Origin of the sequence: Burkholderia sp. Bp9143 (assembly GCF_003853645.1) — a bacterium.
GTDB lineage: Bacteria > Pseudomonadota > Gammaproteobacteria > Burkholderiales > Burkholderiaceae > Burkholderia.
The window spans coordinates 183,435-197,900 of record NZ_QTPO01000009.1 but is presented as its reverse complement, the minus strand read 5'-3'; the positions used below and the strand labels follow the sequence as shown (position 1 = coordinate 197,900).

Here is a 14,466-nt window from a genome sequence, read left to right as displayed (position 1 = left end):
TGTCGAGCATGATCGAGATACCAACGCTGCTGTGAACATTCTCCGATGCGGACGTGCATCGCCAGGTGTGGGAATCCTTCGTCTTTAGGCAGGCGGGGGAGGACGTCAAGCTCTGGTTCACGACGTGGACTAACTGTCCGCCGACGTCGAGTAGCGCGATGCCGACCACCAGCAGCGCTATCGACCTGCCGCCGAACGCCAATGGCAGCCACGAGAACGCGCAGGCGAGCGCGGGGCCGGTCGTCGCTTCGCCGAGCCCGCGATCCGCGCCCGGCCCGCGCGTGCCACCGCTGCTGCGCCCAGCGCGCCGCCGAGCCCGAATGCGCCGATTTGCGCATGCGACCTCGAATGCGGCGGGGGCGCTCAGCGGCAGCACGAGTGCGCTCCAGAAGATGCTGAACGCAGCGAAGATCAGCAGTGCGATCGCGCGCGCACGCGCAGCATGCGCTTGGTGCACAAGAGCGTCACCATCGAAACCGGCAGCGCCGCGTAGCCGATGCGTTCGCGCGGCGCATCGGTATCGGGCAACAGCCGCGACAGCGCGACGAGCATCGCGATCGCGGGCGCACCCGACACGAGAAAGACCAGGCGCCATTTGGCGATGTCGGTGACGACACCCGCCAATGAACGCGAGGCCAGCAAGCCGATTACGACGCCGCACTGCGCGGCGCCCACCACGCGCCTGCACTCGCCGGCGCCGGCCAGTGCGGCCGAGCAGAACGATCACGCGTGATCGTTCTGCTCAATCGGCTGCCGATACGGCTTGGCGCGCACCCGCCGCACCGCGATGCGCATCCGGCCGCACCAGCGTCGCGATCAGCGCGGCCGCAACCAGCAGCCCGGCCGACACAGCGGTTGCGATATGCAGGCCTGCCACGGTCTGCCACGCGCCGCCGCCGCCCGTGAGCGCGCCGAACGCGGCGACGCCGATTGCGCCGCCGGCCTGTCGTGCGGTGTTCAGCACGGCCGACGCGATACTCGCGCGCTCGTGGTGGACCGACGCCAGCAAGGCCGTCGTCATCGCCGGCACCGCGAAGCCCATGCCGGTCGGAATCAGCAGGAACGGCACGAGCAGCAGCGGCAGCGGCGTCGACGCATCGATGAAATGCAGCGCGCCGTAGCCGAGCGCGGCGACCAGGGCGCCCGCGCACATTGGCGCCCGCGGGCCGTGACGCGCGACCGCGCGGCCGCTCGCGAGATTCGCCAGCAGGAAGCCGCCCGTGAGCGGCAGGAACGCGAGCCCGGCCTGCAGCGCCGATTCGCCGCGCACGCGTTGCAGGTACAGCGCGAGCACGAACACGGTGCCGTAGTACGTGAGATTCACGCAGATCCCGAACAGCACGGCCGCGCTGAACGTGCGGCGGCGGAACAGCGATAGCGGCAGCATCGGCGTCGCGGTGCGCGACTCGACCGCGACGAACGCGAGGGCGGCCAGTGCCGCGAGCGCGAAGCCGCCAGCGACGACCGGATGCGTGAAGCCGAGTGGCCGCCATTCGATCACGGCGGCGGTCAGCGCGGTCAGCATCGCGATCGCGATGAGCTGTCCGCGCAGGTCGAGCGCTCGCACGGAACGCACGGAAGCGGTGGTCGCGGCCGGCGTCGCTGCGGCGCGCCGTGCGGGCACCCAGACGAACGAGGCAGCCAGCCCTGCCGCGCACAGCGGCAGGTTCACGAGAAAGATGCCGCGCCAGCCCCATGCGGCGATCAGCAGGCCGCCCACTACCGGGCCGGCCGCGATCGAGATCGAGCCCGCGGCCGTCCACCAGCCGACGGCTCGCGCGCGCAGGCGCGGATCGTGCCGGCACGCATCGTTGAGCAGCGCGAGCGAATTCGGCAGCATCGCCGCGGCGCCGACACCCTGCAGCGCACGGGCGGCGATCAGCATCGCGGGGGCGACGGCGGCGCCGCACGCAAGCGACGCGAGCGCGAACAGCACGAGGCCCGCGACATACATGCGGCGCGCGCCGAACCGGTCGCCGAGCGCGCCGCCCGACAGCATCAGCACCGCGAACGCGAGCGTGTAGGCATCGACGACCCACTGCAGGCCGGCGACCGGCAGATGCAGATCGCCGGCCAGATGCGCGAGCGCGATGTTGACGATCGTCACGTCGAGCTGCGTGACGACGAAGCCGATGCTGACGGTCGCGACGAGGCGGGCAAGCGCGGGCGGGAAGGCGGGGGAAGCGGTGGTCTTGTCCATGTGCCCAGCGTAGGGCGCGACGGGCAGGCGATGTTTCAGGGAGGCGTGAAGTGTCGATACGCGTCAGGTTCGCGACGAGCGGCGGCCATTGGACCGATGCGCGCCGCTGTTACGCGCGACACGGCTTCACGTGACACGGATAGCGACGGCCGACAACCATCCGGCCGTGACGTACCGGCGCGATCGGCTCAAGTGCGGTTGGCGCTGCGGAAAATCGGCGTAGCCGGGCCGCTCAGTGCCGTTCGCCGCGCCAGCGCCCCGGCGCGACGCCGAAACGCTTCGTGAACGCGTGCGTGAAGGTGCTCTGGTCGGCGAAGCCGACCATGCCTGCGATGTCGACGAGCGGATGGCGGCCGTCGGCGAGCAGCACGACGGCGGCGTCGAGCCGCAGCCGCTGCAGGTAGCGATGCGGGGTTTCGCCGAACGCGTCGACGAACAGTTGATGAAAGCGGCGCATCCCGTAGCCGCAGTGCGCGGCGAGATCGGCGATGCGCAGCGGCTCCGCGAGCCGTGCGCGCAGCCAGCGGTCGACGCGCGCAAAATCGAGGCCCGCGGCGGGCGAGGCGAGGCTGGCATCGCCGAGCAGTGCGTCGCACAGACGCGCGGCGGCCTGCCACTGGAAGCGATGCGCGTGCCGCGTGTCGCCGGCCGGTCCGTCGAGTTGCGCGGCCGCTGCCGCGACCTGCGCGACGAGCGAGGTCAGTGCCGGGTCGATCGACACGGCACGCGCGCTGTCGAACAGCCGCTGCGGCACCGCGAGCGACGCCGCCGGCAGGTCGAGCACGAGCTGGCGATTGTCGCCGAGGCCCGCGTAATCGTGGCGCGCGCCGGCCGGAATCAGCCAGGCCGCGTGGCGGTCGATGCGCTGGCCGACGCCGTCCACCGCCATCACCATCGCGCCGTCGATGCCGAGCACAACCTGGTGAAAGTCGTGCACGTCGGACGCTTCGCATGCGTCGTAACGGCGCAGCGCGATGGCGGGAGACGGGATGCGTTCCATCGGAAGGGCGTCGGCCGGCGGCGTCGTCAGACGGCGAGCAGTTCGACTTCGAACACGAGCGTCGCGTTCGGCGGGATCACGCCGCCTGCGCCGCGCGGGCCGTAGCCGAGTTGCGGCGGGATCGTCAGGCGACGCACGCCGCCGACCTTCATGCCCTGCACGCCTTCGTCCCAGCCCTTGATGACCATGCCGCCGCCGAGCACGAACGCGAACGGGTCGTTGCGGTCCTTGCTCGAGTCGAATTTCTGACCGTCGGTCAGCCAGCCCGTGTAGTGGACGCTGACGGTCTGGCCGGCTTGCGCTTCCGCGCCGGTGCCTTCGGTCAGGTCTTCGAATTTGAGGCCCGATGCGGTCGTGGTGACAGACATGACTTCTCCTGAAAGGGGTTGGGTAAAACCGCTATTGTAGGCGAGCGCGCAGGGCGCCGCCGCAGGCGGCGAGGGCCCGGCGGCGTGCCGATCGCGCGTCGGTCGCGGCGGCGGTCACGCAGCGCGCGCGACACGCGACTGGAACGCGCGTTTGAATTTTTCTCGAGCCGGATCGACGGGGTTGCACCGCACGAACGGGGCGCGTGTATGAATCGGTGCGACCCGGCCGCTCGACGTTGCCTCGAACGCCGCCGCGCGATCCCGCAAAACGCCCGTCGCGCGGGGCTTTCGCGCCGATTGCGAGCCGCGCGCGCGTTGTCCGTCCGCCGGTTGCACGCCGGCGCGCGCGTTCGAATCGTGGTCCGCCCGAACGCTGCTCGGACGTCGTTTTTTTCGTGCTGCCGACCGTGTCCTGTTTGGACGCGCGCGTCTACCGCGCGGCTTGCGCGCGGCGCCGGCGAACGCCTATCTTTACAGCTATCAATGTCAAGATTTCGGCGTTGCGCGATGCGCTGCCCGGGCCCGCTCCAGCAAGGCCGCAACGGCTGACGGGCCGCCCGAAAACAAGGAGAACGACGAGCATGAAGTCAGCCGCTTCCGCCACCGCAGCCGAGGTGATGCCAGTGCGCCGCGACCTGCGCTTCGACCTGCCGGTCGAACGCGCGAAGGACTGGCATGGGCTCGGCCCGCACGTGACCCACTTCTTCAACGCGCTGTCGCTGCTGTTTCCGGCCGGCGAGCGCTTTTTCATGGATTCGGTGCGCAACTATCGCGACCGGATCGACGATCCGGTTCTGAAGCGGCAGGTGCTCGGCTTCATCGGTCAGGAGGCGATGCATACGCGCGAGCACGTCGAATACAACGCGCTGATGCAGGCGAACCGCCTGCCCGCGCACAAGCTCGACAAGCGCATCTGGACCGTGCTCGGTTACATGAAGCGCAAGCTGCCGCATTCGGTGCAGCTCGCGCATACGGTCGCGGCCGAGCACTACACGGCCATGCTTGCCGACTGGCTCCTGCGCGATCCGACGCGCTTCGCGGGCTCGGTCGACGGCTACCGTCAGATGTGGGTGTGGCACGCGCTCGAGGAAACGGAGCACAAGGCCGTATCGTTCGACGTCTGGAACGTCGCGATGAAGCCGGGCCTGCGCCGCTACCTGATCCGCATCGGCGTATACCTGCTGACGACGCTGACGTTCTGGCCGGCCGTGTTCCTGCTGCACGTGACGCTGTTGTCGCGCGATCGCGACATCAAGCATCGCGTGCGCGGCATGCTGCGCATGATTGCGTTCCTGTACGGGCCGCGCCGCGGGCTGTTCCCGCGCATCGCGGGTGAATGGCTGAGCTTTTTCCGGCCCGGCTTCCACCCATGGGACCACGACAACCGCCATCACCTCGCACGGGTCGACGCGCTCGTCGCCGCGTACGGCGAACACGACGGCGCGTCGGCCGGCCGCGGCCGCGCCAATGCGCTCGCGCCGCTCGCGTCGGGGCGCTGACGCGGCCGCCGGGCCGCGCCGCACGCCGCACGTGTTGCGTTCGTGCATCGGCCCCGTTTTCGTCTGATGATTGACCGGCGTCAAGCGGAAACGGTTGCGCGTGCCGGTGCCGCCACGGCTGCCAGGCCGCGCCGGCGCATGCGGCCGGTCCGATTCCGCATACCTCGCATCGCGTGCCGACCCGGCGCGCCCGCACCGGCGCGGCTTCGCGCGTTCGATACCCGTGCGGCCATGTTGCGCGCCCGTCGCGCCACCGGGAAAACACCCATCTAGCCGCGCGTCGGCGGTATCGATATACCGTTCATGAAAGAAAAGATCTTCCCGTCGTCCGATTATTGCCGGGGGGATTTTATTCGGACGGAAATGCGGCCAATATGTCAGTTCGATCGAGGTCCTTCGGACGCGGCGGCAAGCCGGCGCACGATACCAACGCCAAGCGGGGAACAACGATGGTTGCAAGGTCACCCGACGCAAGCGGGACGACGGCGTCCGAGACGCCGCTCGTGTCCGTTACCGCTCCCGAGGCCGGACGCAAGCTGTTCGTGATCATGCGTTCGCCGGACGAGCCGTTGCTGGCGCAACTGCGCGGGCTCGGCTGGGATATCTCGGTCGCGAAGACGGCCGGCGCCGCGCAGAACATGACGTCCGGCGTGAACGTCGCCGCCGGGCTCGTCGATTTCTCGGGCTTCACGTCGCGCGACTATCCCGCGCTGAAGGCGTGCCTGAGCCAGCCGGCGATCGGCTGGATTTCCACCGCGCAGGCCGGCGTCACGATCGGCGCTGCCGTGCGCGAGCTGATCCGCAGCTACTGTTTCGATTACGTGACGCTGCCGCTGCCGTACGAATGGATTTCGCACGTGCTCGGCCACGCTCGCGGGATGGCCGCGCTCGATCGCGTCGACGGCGCGGCCTACGCGGCGTCGATCGGCGAGCACGGGATGATCGGCAACTGCGAAGCGATGCAGCAGCTGTTCAGCACGATCCGCAAGGTCGCGAAAACCGACGCGAGCGTGTTCATCTCCGGCGAGTCGGGCACCGGCAAGGAACTGACGGCGCTCGCGATCCACGAGCGCTCGGCGCGCGGCAAGGGGCCGTTCATCGCGATCAACTGCGGCGCGATTCCGCATCACCTGCTGCAGTCGGAACTGTTCGGCTACGAGCGCGGTGCATTTACCGGCGCGAACCAGCGGCGCGCGGGCCGGATCGAATCCGCGAACGGCGGCACGCTGTTTCTCGACGAAATCGGCGACATGCCGGTCGAAAGCCAGGCGAGCCTGCTGCGTTTCCTGCAGGAAGGGAAGATCGAGCGGCTCGGCGGCCAGGAATCGATTCCGGTCGACGTGCGGATCATCTCCGCGACGCACGTGGATCTCGACGGCGCGGTCGAAGCCGGACGCTTCCGCGCGGACCTCTATCACCGGCTCTGCGTGCTGCGCATTCACGAGCCGCCGCTGCGCGCGCGCGGCAAGGACATCGACATCCTCGCGCATTACGTGCTGCAGAAATACAAGGCCGACAGCGGCCGCAAGATCAGCGGCTTCACGTCGGCGGCACTCGACGCGATGCGCCGCTACGAGTGGCCCGGCAACGTGCGCGAGCTGATCAACCGGGTGCGCCGCGCGATCGTGATGGCGGAGAGCCGGCTGCTGACGCCGCACGATCTCGGGCTCGAGACCCCGGGCGAAACGGAGCCCGTGACGCTCGAGCAGGCGCGCGCGCTCGCCGAGCGCATCGCGATCGAGAACGCACTGCTGCGCAACGATCACCGGATCAACAAGGCCGCGGCAGAACTCGGCATCTCGCGCGTGACGCTCTACCGGATGATGATCGAGCACGGGCTCAACGACCACGACAACAACGGCGACAACGGCGGGAAGGACGGCTCGCCGCCCGACGACGCCGACCACCAGCGCGTCGGCTGAACGGCGGTCGGGAAGCGTCCGCGGCCGGCCCGTGCGCGGGCGTCCGGCGGCATGTAAAGGGCGTGAAACGTTTCCTGCCGGCGGCCGCGCAAATCGACCCGGCAAACGCGGGCGGCGGCGTGCGGTCCGTGTCGGGAAAATTTTCCGGATCATCCCGCGCCTTGTCCGGCAAGGCGGTGACGCCACGCGGCCGAGGCCGCCTGCGCACGGCATGTTTCAGTTTCGCAACGTCCTGCATGTCCCGCCCGTTCCGGCCGCGGGCTTGTCCGATGAAAGCCTTGTGCAGCCGGCCCCGAACGAAGCTGGCCCGCTCCTTGCACAGGTTGAGGTACGAGAGTCGACGACGTGGCGTCCGGCCGGTTCGGCAGCGAACCATTCGAGGACCGGCAAGGACGCAGTCCGCGGGGATGACCGGTCGGACGGGCAGCATGGCCCCGTTCCGGACGGCATGGGCCGTCGTCGTCGGATCGTCGGGGCACCGGCGGTGTCCGGTTGCCGGCACAAGCAACGGCTCGAATACGGGGTAGAAAAATGAACGATCGCCACACGCAGCGGCCGGCAGGCCGCGATCGCAGTGATTCGACCCATCGCCGGTCGACCGCGCACCTTGCCGCCGGCCGGCATGCGTCGACAGGCCACCTCTCCGCGCCCGGTGCGAGGCGGATCCGGTTGATACCCGGTCATCCGCGCCGGGCCGGCGCTTTCCCGCTCGCCAATCCGATCCGCATGGGGATGTGCACGCGGGCACCGGTGCCCCGGCGCCCGGTCTTCGCTTATTGACGACGTCGAGCGCCTGCGGTCGCCAGCGCAGGCGATCCGTTTGCATTGCGAATGACTTGCGGCATCCGGTTGTGCGACACGGACGATGAAACCGGCGCGACGGCAGACGTCAGGGAGGCGTCGGCGTCCGGCGGGCAGGGGGGAGGGGCGGTTGGGCCGCGCGCGACGGGCATCGCACCCGTCCGCGCGCGGCGCCGCTTCATCCGCCGTAGATGTCGAAGTCGAAGTACTTCGACGCGAGCCGCTTGTAGGTGCCGTCCTTGACCATGTCGAGGATCGCGCGATCGATCTTCGCCTTCAGGTCGGCGTCTTCCTTGCGCAGCCCGATGCCGGCGCCGATGCCGAGCACCTTCTCGTCGACGAGTTCGGGCCCGACGAACTGGTAGCCCGCACCGCGCGGCGACTTCAGGAACCCGATCGCGGCCTGCACCTCGTCCTGCAACGCGGCGTCGAGGCGGCCCGACGTCAGGTCCGCATACACGCCGTCCTGGTTCTGGTACGACACGACGTTCGCACCCTGCTTCGCCCAGTACGCCTTCGCATACGCTTCCTGCGTGGTGCCCTGTTCGACGCCGATCGACTTGCCCTTCAGCGATTCGGCGGTCGGCAGCAGCGGCGAACCCTTCTTCACGACGAGCCGCGTCGGCTGGTTGTAGATCTTCGTCGTGAAGCCGATCTGTTCCGCGCGCTGCGGCGTGATCGACATCGACGACAGCACCGCGTCGAACTTCTTCGCCTTCAGCGCCGGGATCATCCCGTCGAAATCGTTCTCGAGCCATACGCACTTCGCCTTCAGCCGTGCGCAGATCTCGTTGCCCAGGTCGATGTCGAAGCCGACGAGCTTGCCGTCGGGCGCCTTCGATTCGAACGGCGCGTAGCTTGCGTCGGTGCCGAAGCGCAGCGTGGTCCAGTCCTTCGCGACGGCGGGGCCTGCCGATACCGCGAGCAGGGCGATCGAAACGGCGGCAATCAGTCTCTTCATGGTGGTTCCTTGGCGTGGTCTATCCGGTTCTGGGCGACACGGTCGCTGCGGGACGCACCGCGTCCCGGTGCGCTGTCCGCACGGCCATTAACGCAGAAAATAAAATCGCAGTCCAGAATGGACAAAAAATATCGATCTTTCGGACGGAATGTCCGCGTCGCGGGGGCGACTCTTGCAAAAATACGAAAATGGACTAATCTTGTTAGTAAATTCGTTTCGAGACTAACGATCATGTCACAGCCCGCCTTCGATCCGCATTCCGCCTCGCGGCAGGTTTCGGTCGCGCAGATGTCGGCGGCCGGCCTGCGTGCGTTCTTCAACATCGCGCGCGACTGGGAGCTGACGATCGACGAACAGATCGTGCTGCTCGGGTCGCCCGGCCGTTCGACGTTCTTCAAGTGGAAGGCAGCGCCCGAATCGGCGCGCCTGCCGCGCGACACGCTCGAGCGGCTATCGCTGCTGCTCGGCATCTACAAGGCGCTGCAGATCCTGCTGCCGCAGCCGGCCGCGGCCGACACCTGGGTCAAGCGGCCCAACGACGCGGCGCCGTTCGGCGGCAAGCGCGCGCTCGACCGGATGCTCGCCGGCAACGTCGGCGACCTGGTCGCCGTCCGGCAATACCTCGACGCGATGCGGGGTGGCTGGGCGTGACGATGCCGACCGACGTGCAACACTGGCCCACGACCGTCGTCGACTGGGCACCTGCCTATCGCGTGATTCCCACCCGTTTTCCGGCCATCAACCTGTTCGACCGCGTTGCGTCCGCCGAGGATTTCGATGCGCTCTATGCGCTCGAATCGCTGACCAACGACCGCATTCGCCACGAAGTCGGCACGCTCGAACTCGTTCCGCCGTCCGAGCGCCGCTACGGCCAGGGCTGGGGGCCGATCATGGCCGCGTTCACGCACCTGAATCCGCAGGGCAGCCGCTTTTCCGACGGCAGCTACGGCGTGTTCTACTGCGGGCGGTCGCGCGATACGGCGATCGCCGAAACGCGCTATCACAGCGGTCTGTTCCTGGCCGCGACGAAGGAGGCGCCTATGCGCCAGCAGATGCGGCTCTACACGGTGGTCGCGCAGGGTGACGTCGCCGACATCCGCACGTGGCCGCAGCGCAATCCGGGGCTGCTCGATCCGCTCGATTACAGCGCCGGGCAGGCGCTCGGCCGCGCGGTGCGCAATGCGGGCGGCGCGGGGATCGTCTATCCGTCGGTGCGCGACCCGCGCGGCGAGTGTCTCGCGGCGTTCCGCACGACGCTGCTGCGCGACTGTCATCACGCGGCGTATCTCGAATACAACTGGAACGGTAACGCGATCGATGCGGTGTTCGAGCTGAACCAGGTCGGCTAGCACTGTGCTCGCGCACGCAAACGCGCGGGTATGGGCCCCGTCATTGGCGTGAACAGAAGACCCTAGGGCAGCGGCAGGTCGCCCGCATGACGTGCGCGCGCGTCGGCCTGGGTGAGCGACCACGTCTCGCCCGTTCGCGGTTCGACGATCGTCAGGCGTCCGGACGGTGCGAACGCGCCGGTGTCGATGAACCATTGCGCGCCGATGCGCTGCGGCACGCGCACGGGCGTGTGGCCGGTGCAGGTCAGCGACAGGCCGGCCTGCCGGGCCGGGTCGGCGAGCCCCTGGACCAGGTCGCGCCCCCAGATCAGCCGCTCGCGCACGTCGGGCGAATAGCTGCCCGTGTCGAGTTCGGCGTCCGGACCGAAAAATTCCGCATGCAGCACGTTGAAGCGCGCGGGGCCGTCGCCGACCACGCGCACGAGCGGCAGCGCGTCGACGCGCGCCGCATGCGCGTGCAGCCGTTCCGGCGGGAGATCGGCGCCCCAGTCGCCGCCGATCCCGCGCCACGCCTCGGGCGACAGCTTGCCGTGCGATACGAGGCTCAGCACTTCTTCGTGATTGCCGCGCACCACATGGCACCACGGGCGGTCGAGCAGCTCGAGCGCGGTTTCGGACGCGGGGCCGCGGTCGACGAGATCGCCGACCGAGAACAGCCGGTCGCGAGCCGGGTCGAAGCCGATGTCGTGCAGCAGCGCGCGCAGCACATCCACGCAGCCGTGCAGATCGCCGACGACGAAGTCGCGGCCGGCCGCGTTCGCGGGATGGTGGCAAAGGACGGGAGTCATGCCGATATCTTAGGCGCTCAAGCCCATCGCAACGTCATGCAGGAATGGCGATAATCGGGGCGGTACCCGCCGGCGCGGCGCTGCGGGCCGTTCGCATGCCGGCCACAACCTTTCCATTCGCTTTCGGAATCACGCGATGACGCTTTATCCGCAGGTATTACGCAACCGGCCGCGCATGGTTGCCGCCTTCGTCGCGGGCGTGCTGTGCGCGGTGCTGCTGCCGTTTCAGCTGAGGCCGACCGCGCGTGCGCTGATTGGCTGGGATTGCACGGTCTGGCTGTATCTCGTGTTGATGTGGGTGCGCATGGTCACCGCGCATCATCACCAGGTGCGCGAGATCGCGATCCGCGAGGACGAGAGCGCGACGACCGTGCTGACGGTCATCTGCATCGCGACGGTCGCGAGCGTGGCCGCGATCGCGATCGAGCTCGCCACCGTGAAGAACGTCGGCTTTCGCGCCGGGCTCGGCCATTACGCGGTCACGGGCGCGACGCTGTTCGGTGCGTGGTTCCTGATCCCGACGATCTTCACGCTGCACTATGCGCGGCTCTATTACGGCTCGCCGGGCAGCGATCGCGCACTGCGATTCCCCGACCGCAACCCCGAGCCCGACTACTGGGATTTCCTGTATTTCGCGTTTACGATCGCGGTCGCATCGCAGACGGCCGACGTGTCGCTCGCGAACCGCGCCGCGCGCCGCGCGGTGCTTGCGCAGTCGATCCTGTCGTTCTACTTCAACATGGCCGTGCTCGGACTGTCGATCAACGTCGCGGCAGGGTTGCTGGGCTGACGCGGATTACGTGGGCAGTTCGTCCGGACCGCGTTCGGGCGCACTGCGACGGGCGGGCCGCGCGTGGATCGTGTCGAGAAGGCGCGCGATCGCCGGATGCCGGCCACCGTCGCCGCGCGCCATCACGCGCCGCGCCGCGCCGCGATCCACGCACCCCAGAACAGGCTCGAGAAAAAGCGCAGCGGCGCGTCGAAGCCCGCATCGTGCAGCAACGCGAACACGGCTTCCTCGGCCACCGGCGGATCCGCGCCCTGCAGGATTTTCGCAAGCTGCGCACGCACGGCGTCGGGCGTCGCGCCCTTCATCCGCCAGCGCTGCCGCCACGCGTCGAGCAGGCGAGGGTGGTCCGCGTAGCGACGACAGTTGCCCGCGATCACGAGCGGTGCGCCGGGCTTCAGGCGGCGCGCGATCGCGTCCAGCAGCGCGGCCTTCGCCGTGTCGCCGGGGACGTGATGCAGCACGCCGATCAGCGTCGCGCCGTCGAAGGCCGGCGTATCGGGCAGTGCCTCGACGCCGGCCTCGACGAATTGCGTGCGTGCGGCGAAACCCGCCGCTTCGACGTTGGCACGCGCGAGCGCGAGCATCGGCGCGGACGGATCGACGGCCGTAAACTGCCAGCCCGGTTCGAGCGCGGCGGGCACGCAGATTTCCTGCCCCGTGCCGCCTGCCCCCACGACGAGGAGTCGCGCCTCGGGCACGCCGATCGCCGACGCGAGCATGCACGCGGCGAGCTCGTGGCACGCGTCGTAGCCGGCGAGCGCGATGCGGGATTGCTCGGCGTATTCGTGCGCGCGTACCGGATCGAACTTCGCGGCGCTGGTGGGGAGCGACATGGCGGATTCCTCGAATTCGGCGTGGACGGGTTGTCCACGCGCATCGCACCGAGCGTATGCGCGGGGCTGCGGCGCAACAAGGCGAGCGGCCATTCCGGTATGCGGACTACCCGACTCGGCGCGCATCGCGCGCAAACGTTGCCGGGGTCGATTCGTATTTAAAAATGCGAGGATTCGATGCGTCACGATCGTGAATCCGGCGCATACTTTTGTTCCCCCCTGCCTGGCCGTCGCATGCCGGGCCCCGATGCGCCGCGCGGGATCGCGCGGCCATGCCGCTCGGCACGCACGAGGAGCGCATGATGTCAGATTGTCCGCACGATCCGTATGCGCAGCACTACATTCACTGCCTGCCGTCCGGCGCGCAGCCCTGCGGCGCGCTCGGTACGACGCCGCGCACGCATTTCCGCGTGTGGGCGCCGGGCAGCACGCATGTTCAGCTCGAACTCGATACCGGCAACGGCCCGACGCTCGTCCCGATGACGGCCGCCGGTCCGCACTGGTTCGAAGTGTTCGCCGAATGCGGTGCGGGCGCGCGTTACCGTTACCGGCTCGACGATGTCGCGTCGATTCCCGATCCCGCATCGCGTTCGCAACCCGACGGGCTCAACGGCTCGAGCGAGGTCGTCGATCCGCGCGCGTTCACGTGGCGCAACACGTTCTGGCGTGGACGCCCGTGGGAAGACATCGCGCTGTACGCGATTCGTCCGCACGCGGTGGGCGGCTTCGACGGCGTGCGCCGCCGGTTGCCGCAGCTCGCGCATCTCGGCGTGACCGCGCTGGAGTTGCTCGCGTCGCCGCACGACAGCCTGCCGTTCGCGCCGCTCGCGGCCGAGGGCGGCCCCGACGCGCTGAAGGCACTGATCGACGACGCGCACGGCTACGGTCTCGCGGTGCTGCTGGAACTCGATTACGCGCGCTTCGGCAGCGGCACCGACGCACTGCGCCATTACGCGGTGCCGTTCTTCCATACGCGCGACGATCCGCTGCAGGCGCCGCCGCTTGCGCTCGACCATCCGGAAGTCTGCGACTTCTTCTGCGACAACGCGCTGTACTGGATCGACGAATACCGTTGCGACGGCCTGCGGCTGCGCGAGGCCGACCGGATCGGCACGTCGTGGCTGCGCGAGATCGCCGACCGCGTGCGCGCGGCCGTGCCGGTCGACCGGATGATCCACCTCGTGCTCGGCAGCGAGCGTCATCCGGTGCATCTGGCCGATACGCATTTCGATGCGCAGTGGAACGGTTGCGGAGAACGCGCGCTGCATCGGCTGACGGGGCGCGACGCGTCGGCTCACGAAGGGATTTCACCCCACCAGTCGATCCACACGCTCGCTCGCGCGCTGACCGCGGCCGGCGCGGCGTTCCAGCCGGCCACGACGGGCGACGGCCCATGCGCCGAAGGGCTGTCGCTGACGTCGCTGGTGCTGTCCGACGGTGCATGGCACGAGAGCGAGCATGGCGACCACGAGCCAGACCCGGGCCTCGCGGCGCTTGCGCTGTCGCTGCTCACGCCGCAGATCCCGCTGATCTTCGACGAAACCGCGCGCGATGTCGATCGCGCGCACTTCGTGCAGTCGGCGCTCGCGGTGCGCGCGAAGCTGATTGCGCCGCGGTTGTCCGATTGCCGGCCGCAGGACGCGCATACGCTGAAGGCGAGCGGTGACGGCGATGCCGATGCGCTGCTGGCGTCATGGCGGCTCGCCGATGACGAGACGTTGACCATCGCACTGAACCTGTCGCCCGACGCGGTGCCGTTCGATGCGCCGAGAGGGCAGGTCGTGTTCGAGACGCCGGCACGTGCACGCGACCGGGTCGATGAAGGGGAGTTGCCGCCGTATTCGCTCGTTGCATGGCTGACGGGTGACGTCAACCGTTACGCGCTGACCCACGACGTGCGCCGGATCGACGACAGTGCATGGCGCGCCATGCGTCCCGATCCGCGCGTGTGATGC

The 14,466-nt window shown here is 68.9% G+C and carries 12 protein-coding genes and 2 pseudogenes; 6 read left to right on the top strand and 8 right to left on the bottom strand.

All coding sequences use genetic code 11. The annotated features are described in order from the left end of the window. Positions 1-106 precede the first annotated feature (106 nt). From DIE23_RS09430 to DIE23_RS09415, 4 genes and pseudogenes are all read right to left on the bottom strand, one after another. Positions 107-717: pseudogene (locus tag DIE23_RS09430) on the bottom strand (MFS transporter); the annotation flags it as partial. 25 nt (positions 718-742) lie between these two features. Further along, positions 743-2,200 (bottom strand): MFS transporter, encoded by a 1,458-nt coding sequence (locus tag DIE23_RS09425; RefSeq protein WP_124611860.1) that lies wholly within the window; start codon positions 2,198-2,200, stop codon positions 743-745. A 232-nt stretch (positions 2,201-2,432) separates the two neighbouring features. Further along, on the bottom strand, positions 2,433-3,200 hold the full coding sequence (locus DIE23_RS09420) for an AraC family transcriptional regulator (protein WP_124611859.1): 768 nt from the start codon (positions 3,198-3,200) through the stop codon (positions 2,433-2,435). A 26-nt stretch (positions 3,201-3,226) separates the two neighbouring features. Beyond that, entirely contained in the window at positions 3,227-3,568 is a 342-nt protein-coding gene (locus DIE23_RS09415; protein ID WP_124611858.1) for an FKBP-type peptidyl-prolyl cis-trans isomerase, read from the bottom strand. A 581-nt stretch (positions 3,569-4,149) separates the two neighbouring features. On the opposite strand from DIE23_RS09415, the gene DIE23_RS09410 reads away from it, so the two are divergent. Further along, entirely contained in the window at positions 4,150-5,067 is a 918-nt protein-coding gene (locus tag DIE23_RS09410; protein WP_124611857.1) for a metal-dependent hydrolase, read from the top strand. 449 nt (positions 5,068-5,516) lie between these two features. Continuing rightward, the gene (locus DIE23_RS09405) at positions 5,517-6,989 is read left to right on the top strand and encodes a sigma-54 dependent transcriptional regulator (RefSeq protein WP_124611856.1); all 1,473 of its coding nucleotides are present in this window, start codon (positions 5,517-5,519) and stop codon (positions 6,987-6,989) included. Positions 6,990-7,968: 979 nt separating this feature from the next. Here DIE23_RS09405 and DIE23_RS09395 read toward each other — a convergent pair. Next, the gene (locus DIE23_RS09395; RefSeq protein WP_044846588.1) at positions 7,969-8,751 is read right to left on the bottom strand and encodes an ABC transporter substrate-binding protein; all 783 of its coding nucleotides are present in this window, start codon (positions 8,749-8,751) and stop codon (positions 7,969-7,971) included. Between the two features lie 231 nt (positions 8,752-8,982). Here DIE23_RS09395 and DIE23_RS09390 point away from each other — a divergent pair, with 231 nt between their 5' ends. Further along, on the top strand, positions 8,983-9,402 hold the full coding sequence (locus DIE23_RS09390) for an MbcA/ParS/Xre antitoxin family protein (protein ID WP_124611854.1): 420 nt from the start codon (positions 8,983-8,985) through the stop codon (positions 9,400-9,402). Between the two features lie 2 nt (positions 9,403-9,404). Continuing rightward, the gene (locus tag DIE23_RS09385) at positions 9,405-10,100 is read left to right on the top strand and encodes an RES family NAD+ phosphorylase (protein ID WP_124611867.1); all 696 of its coding nucleotides are present in this window, start codon (positions 9,405-9,407) and stop codon (positions 10,098-10,100) included. Positions 10,101-10,162: 62 nt separating this feature from the next. Here the strand turns inward: DIE23_RS09385 and DIE23_RS09380 are convergent, their stop codons facing one another. Then, the gene (locus DIE23_RS09380) at positions 10,163-10,888 is read right to left on the bottom strand and encodes a metallophosphoesterase (RefSeq protein WP_124611853.1); all 726 of its coding nucleotides are present in this window, start codon (positions 10,886-10,888) and stop codon (positions 10,163-10,165) included. Between the two features lie 136 nt (positions 10,889-11,024). On the opposite strand from DIE23_RS09380, the gene DIE23_RS09375 reads away from it, so the two are divergent. Then, positions 11,025-11,678 (top strand): DUF1345 domain-containing protein, encoded by a 654-nt coding sequence (locus DIE23_RS09375; RefSeq protein ID WP_124611852.1) that lies wholly within the window; start codon positions 11,025-11,027, stop codon positions 11,676-11,678. A gap of 6 nt (positions 11,679-11,684) precedes the next feature. On the opposite strand, the pseudogene DIE23_RS40065 reads toward DIE23_RS09375, so the two are convergent. Then, positions 11,685-11,801 (bottom strand): annotated as a pseudogene (locus DIE23_RS40065) (glutathione S-transferase); the annotation flags it as partial. Then, complete coding sequence (locus DIE23_RS09365; protein WP_124611851.1) at positions 11,801-12,511, bottom strand: cyclopropane-fatty-acyl-phospholipid synthase family protein; 711 nt, start codon at positions 12,509-12,511, stop codon at positions 11,801-11,803. The pseudogene DIE23_RS40065 and the gene DIE23_RS09365, both read right to left, overlap by 1 nt. A 302-nt stretch (positions 12,512-12,813) precedes the next feature. Here DIE23_RS09365 and DIE23_RS09360 point away from each other — a divergent pair, with 302 nt between their 5' ends. Continuing rightward, complete coding sequence (locus DIE23_RS09360) at positions 12,814-14,463, top strand: DUF3459 domain-containing protein (protein WP_124611866.1); 1,650 nt, start codon at positions 12,814-12,816, stop codon at positions 14,461-14,463. The last annotated feature ends 3 nt before the right edge of the window (positions 14,464-14,466 follow it).

What these genes read in the sequence shown, in the direction of transcription:
- DIE23_RS09385 (WP_124611867.1), top strand. Translation starts at nt 9,405, where the DNA reads ATGCCGACCGACGTGCAACACTGGCCCACGACCGTCGTCGACTGGGCA.
- DIE23_RS09395 (WP_044846588.1), bottom strand. Translation starts at nt 8,751, where the DNA reads ATGAAGAGACTGATTGCCGCCGTTTCGATCGCCCTGCTCGCGGTATCG.
- DIE23_RS09410 (WP_124611857.1), top strand. Translation starts at nt 4,150, where the DNA reads ATGAAGTCAGCCGCTTCCGCCACCGCAGCCGAGGTGATGCCAGTGCGC.
- DIE23_RS09415 (WP_124611858.1), bottom strand. Translation starts at nt 3,568, where the DNA reads ATGTCTGTCACCACGACCGCATCGGGCCTCAAATTCGAAGACCTGACC.
- DIE23_RS09360 (WP_124611866.1), top strand. Translation starts at nt 12,814, where the DNA reads ATGTCAGATTGTCCGCACGATCCGTATGCGCAGCACTACATTCACTGC.
- DIE23_RS09390 (WP_124611854.1), top strand. Translation starts at nt 8,983, where the DNA reads ATGTCACAGCCCGCCTTCGATCCGCATTCCGCCTCGCGGCAGGTTTCG.
- DIE23_RS09425 (WP_124611860.1), bottom strand. Translation starts at nt 2,200, where the DNA reads ATGGACAAGACCACCGCTTCCCCCGCCTTCCCGCCCGCGCTTGCCCGC.
- DIE23_RS09365 (WP_124611851.1), bottom strand. Translation starts at nt 12,511, where the DNA reads ATGTCGCTCCCCACCAGCGCCGCGAAGTTCGATCCGGTACGCGCGCAC.
- DIE23_RS09380 (WP_124611853.1), bottom strand. Translation starts at nt 10,888, where the DNA reads ATGACTCCCGTCCTTTGCCACCATCCCGCGAACGCGGCCGGCCGCGAC.
- DIE23_RS09420 (WP_124611859.1), bottom strand. Translation starts at nt 3,200, where the DNA reads ATGGAACGCATCCCGTCTCCCGCCATCGCGCTGCGCCGTTACGACGCA.
- DIE23_RS09375 (WP_124611852.1), top strand. Translation starts at nt 11,025, where the DNA reads ATGACGCTTTATCCGCAGGTATTACGCAACCGGCCGCGCATGGTTGCC.
- DIE23_RS09405 (WP_124611856.1), top strand. Translation starts at nt 5,517, where the DNA reads ATGGTTGCAAGGTCACCCGACGCAAGCGGGACGACGGCGTCCGAGACG.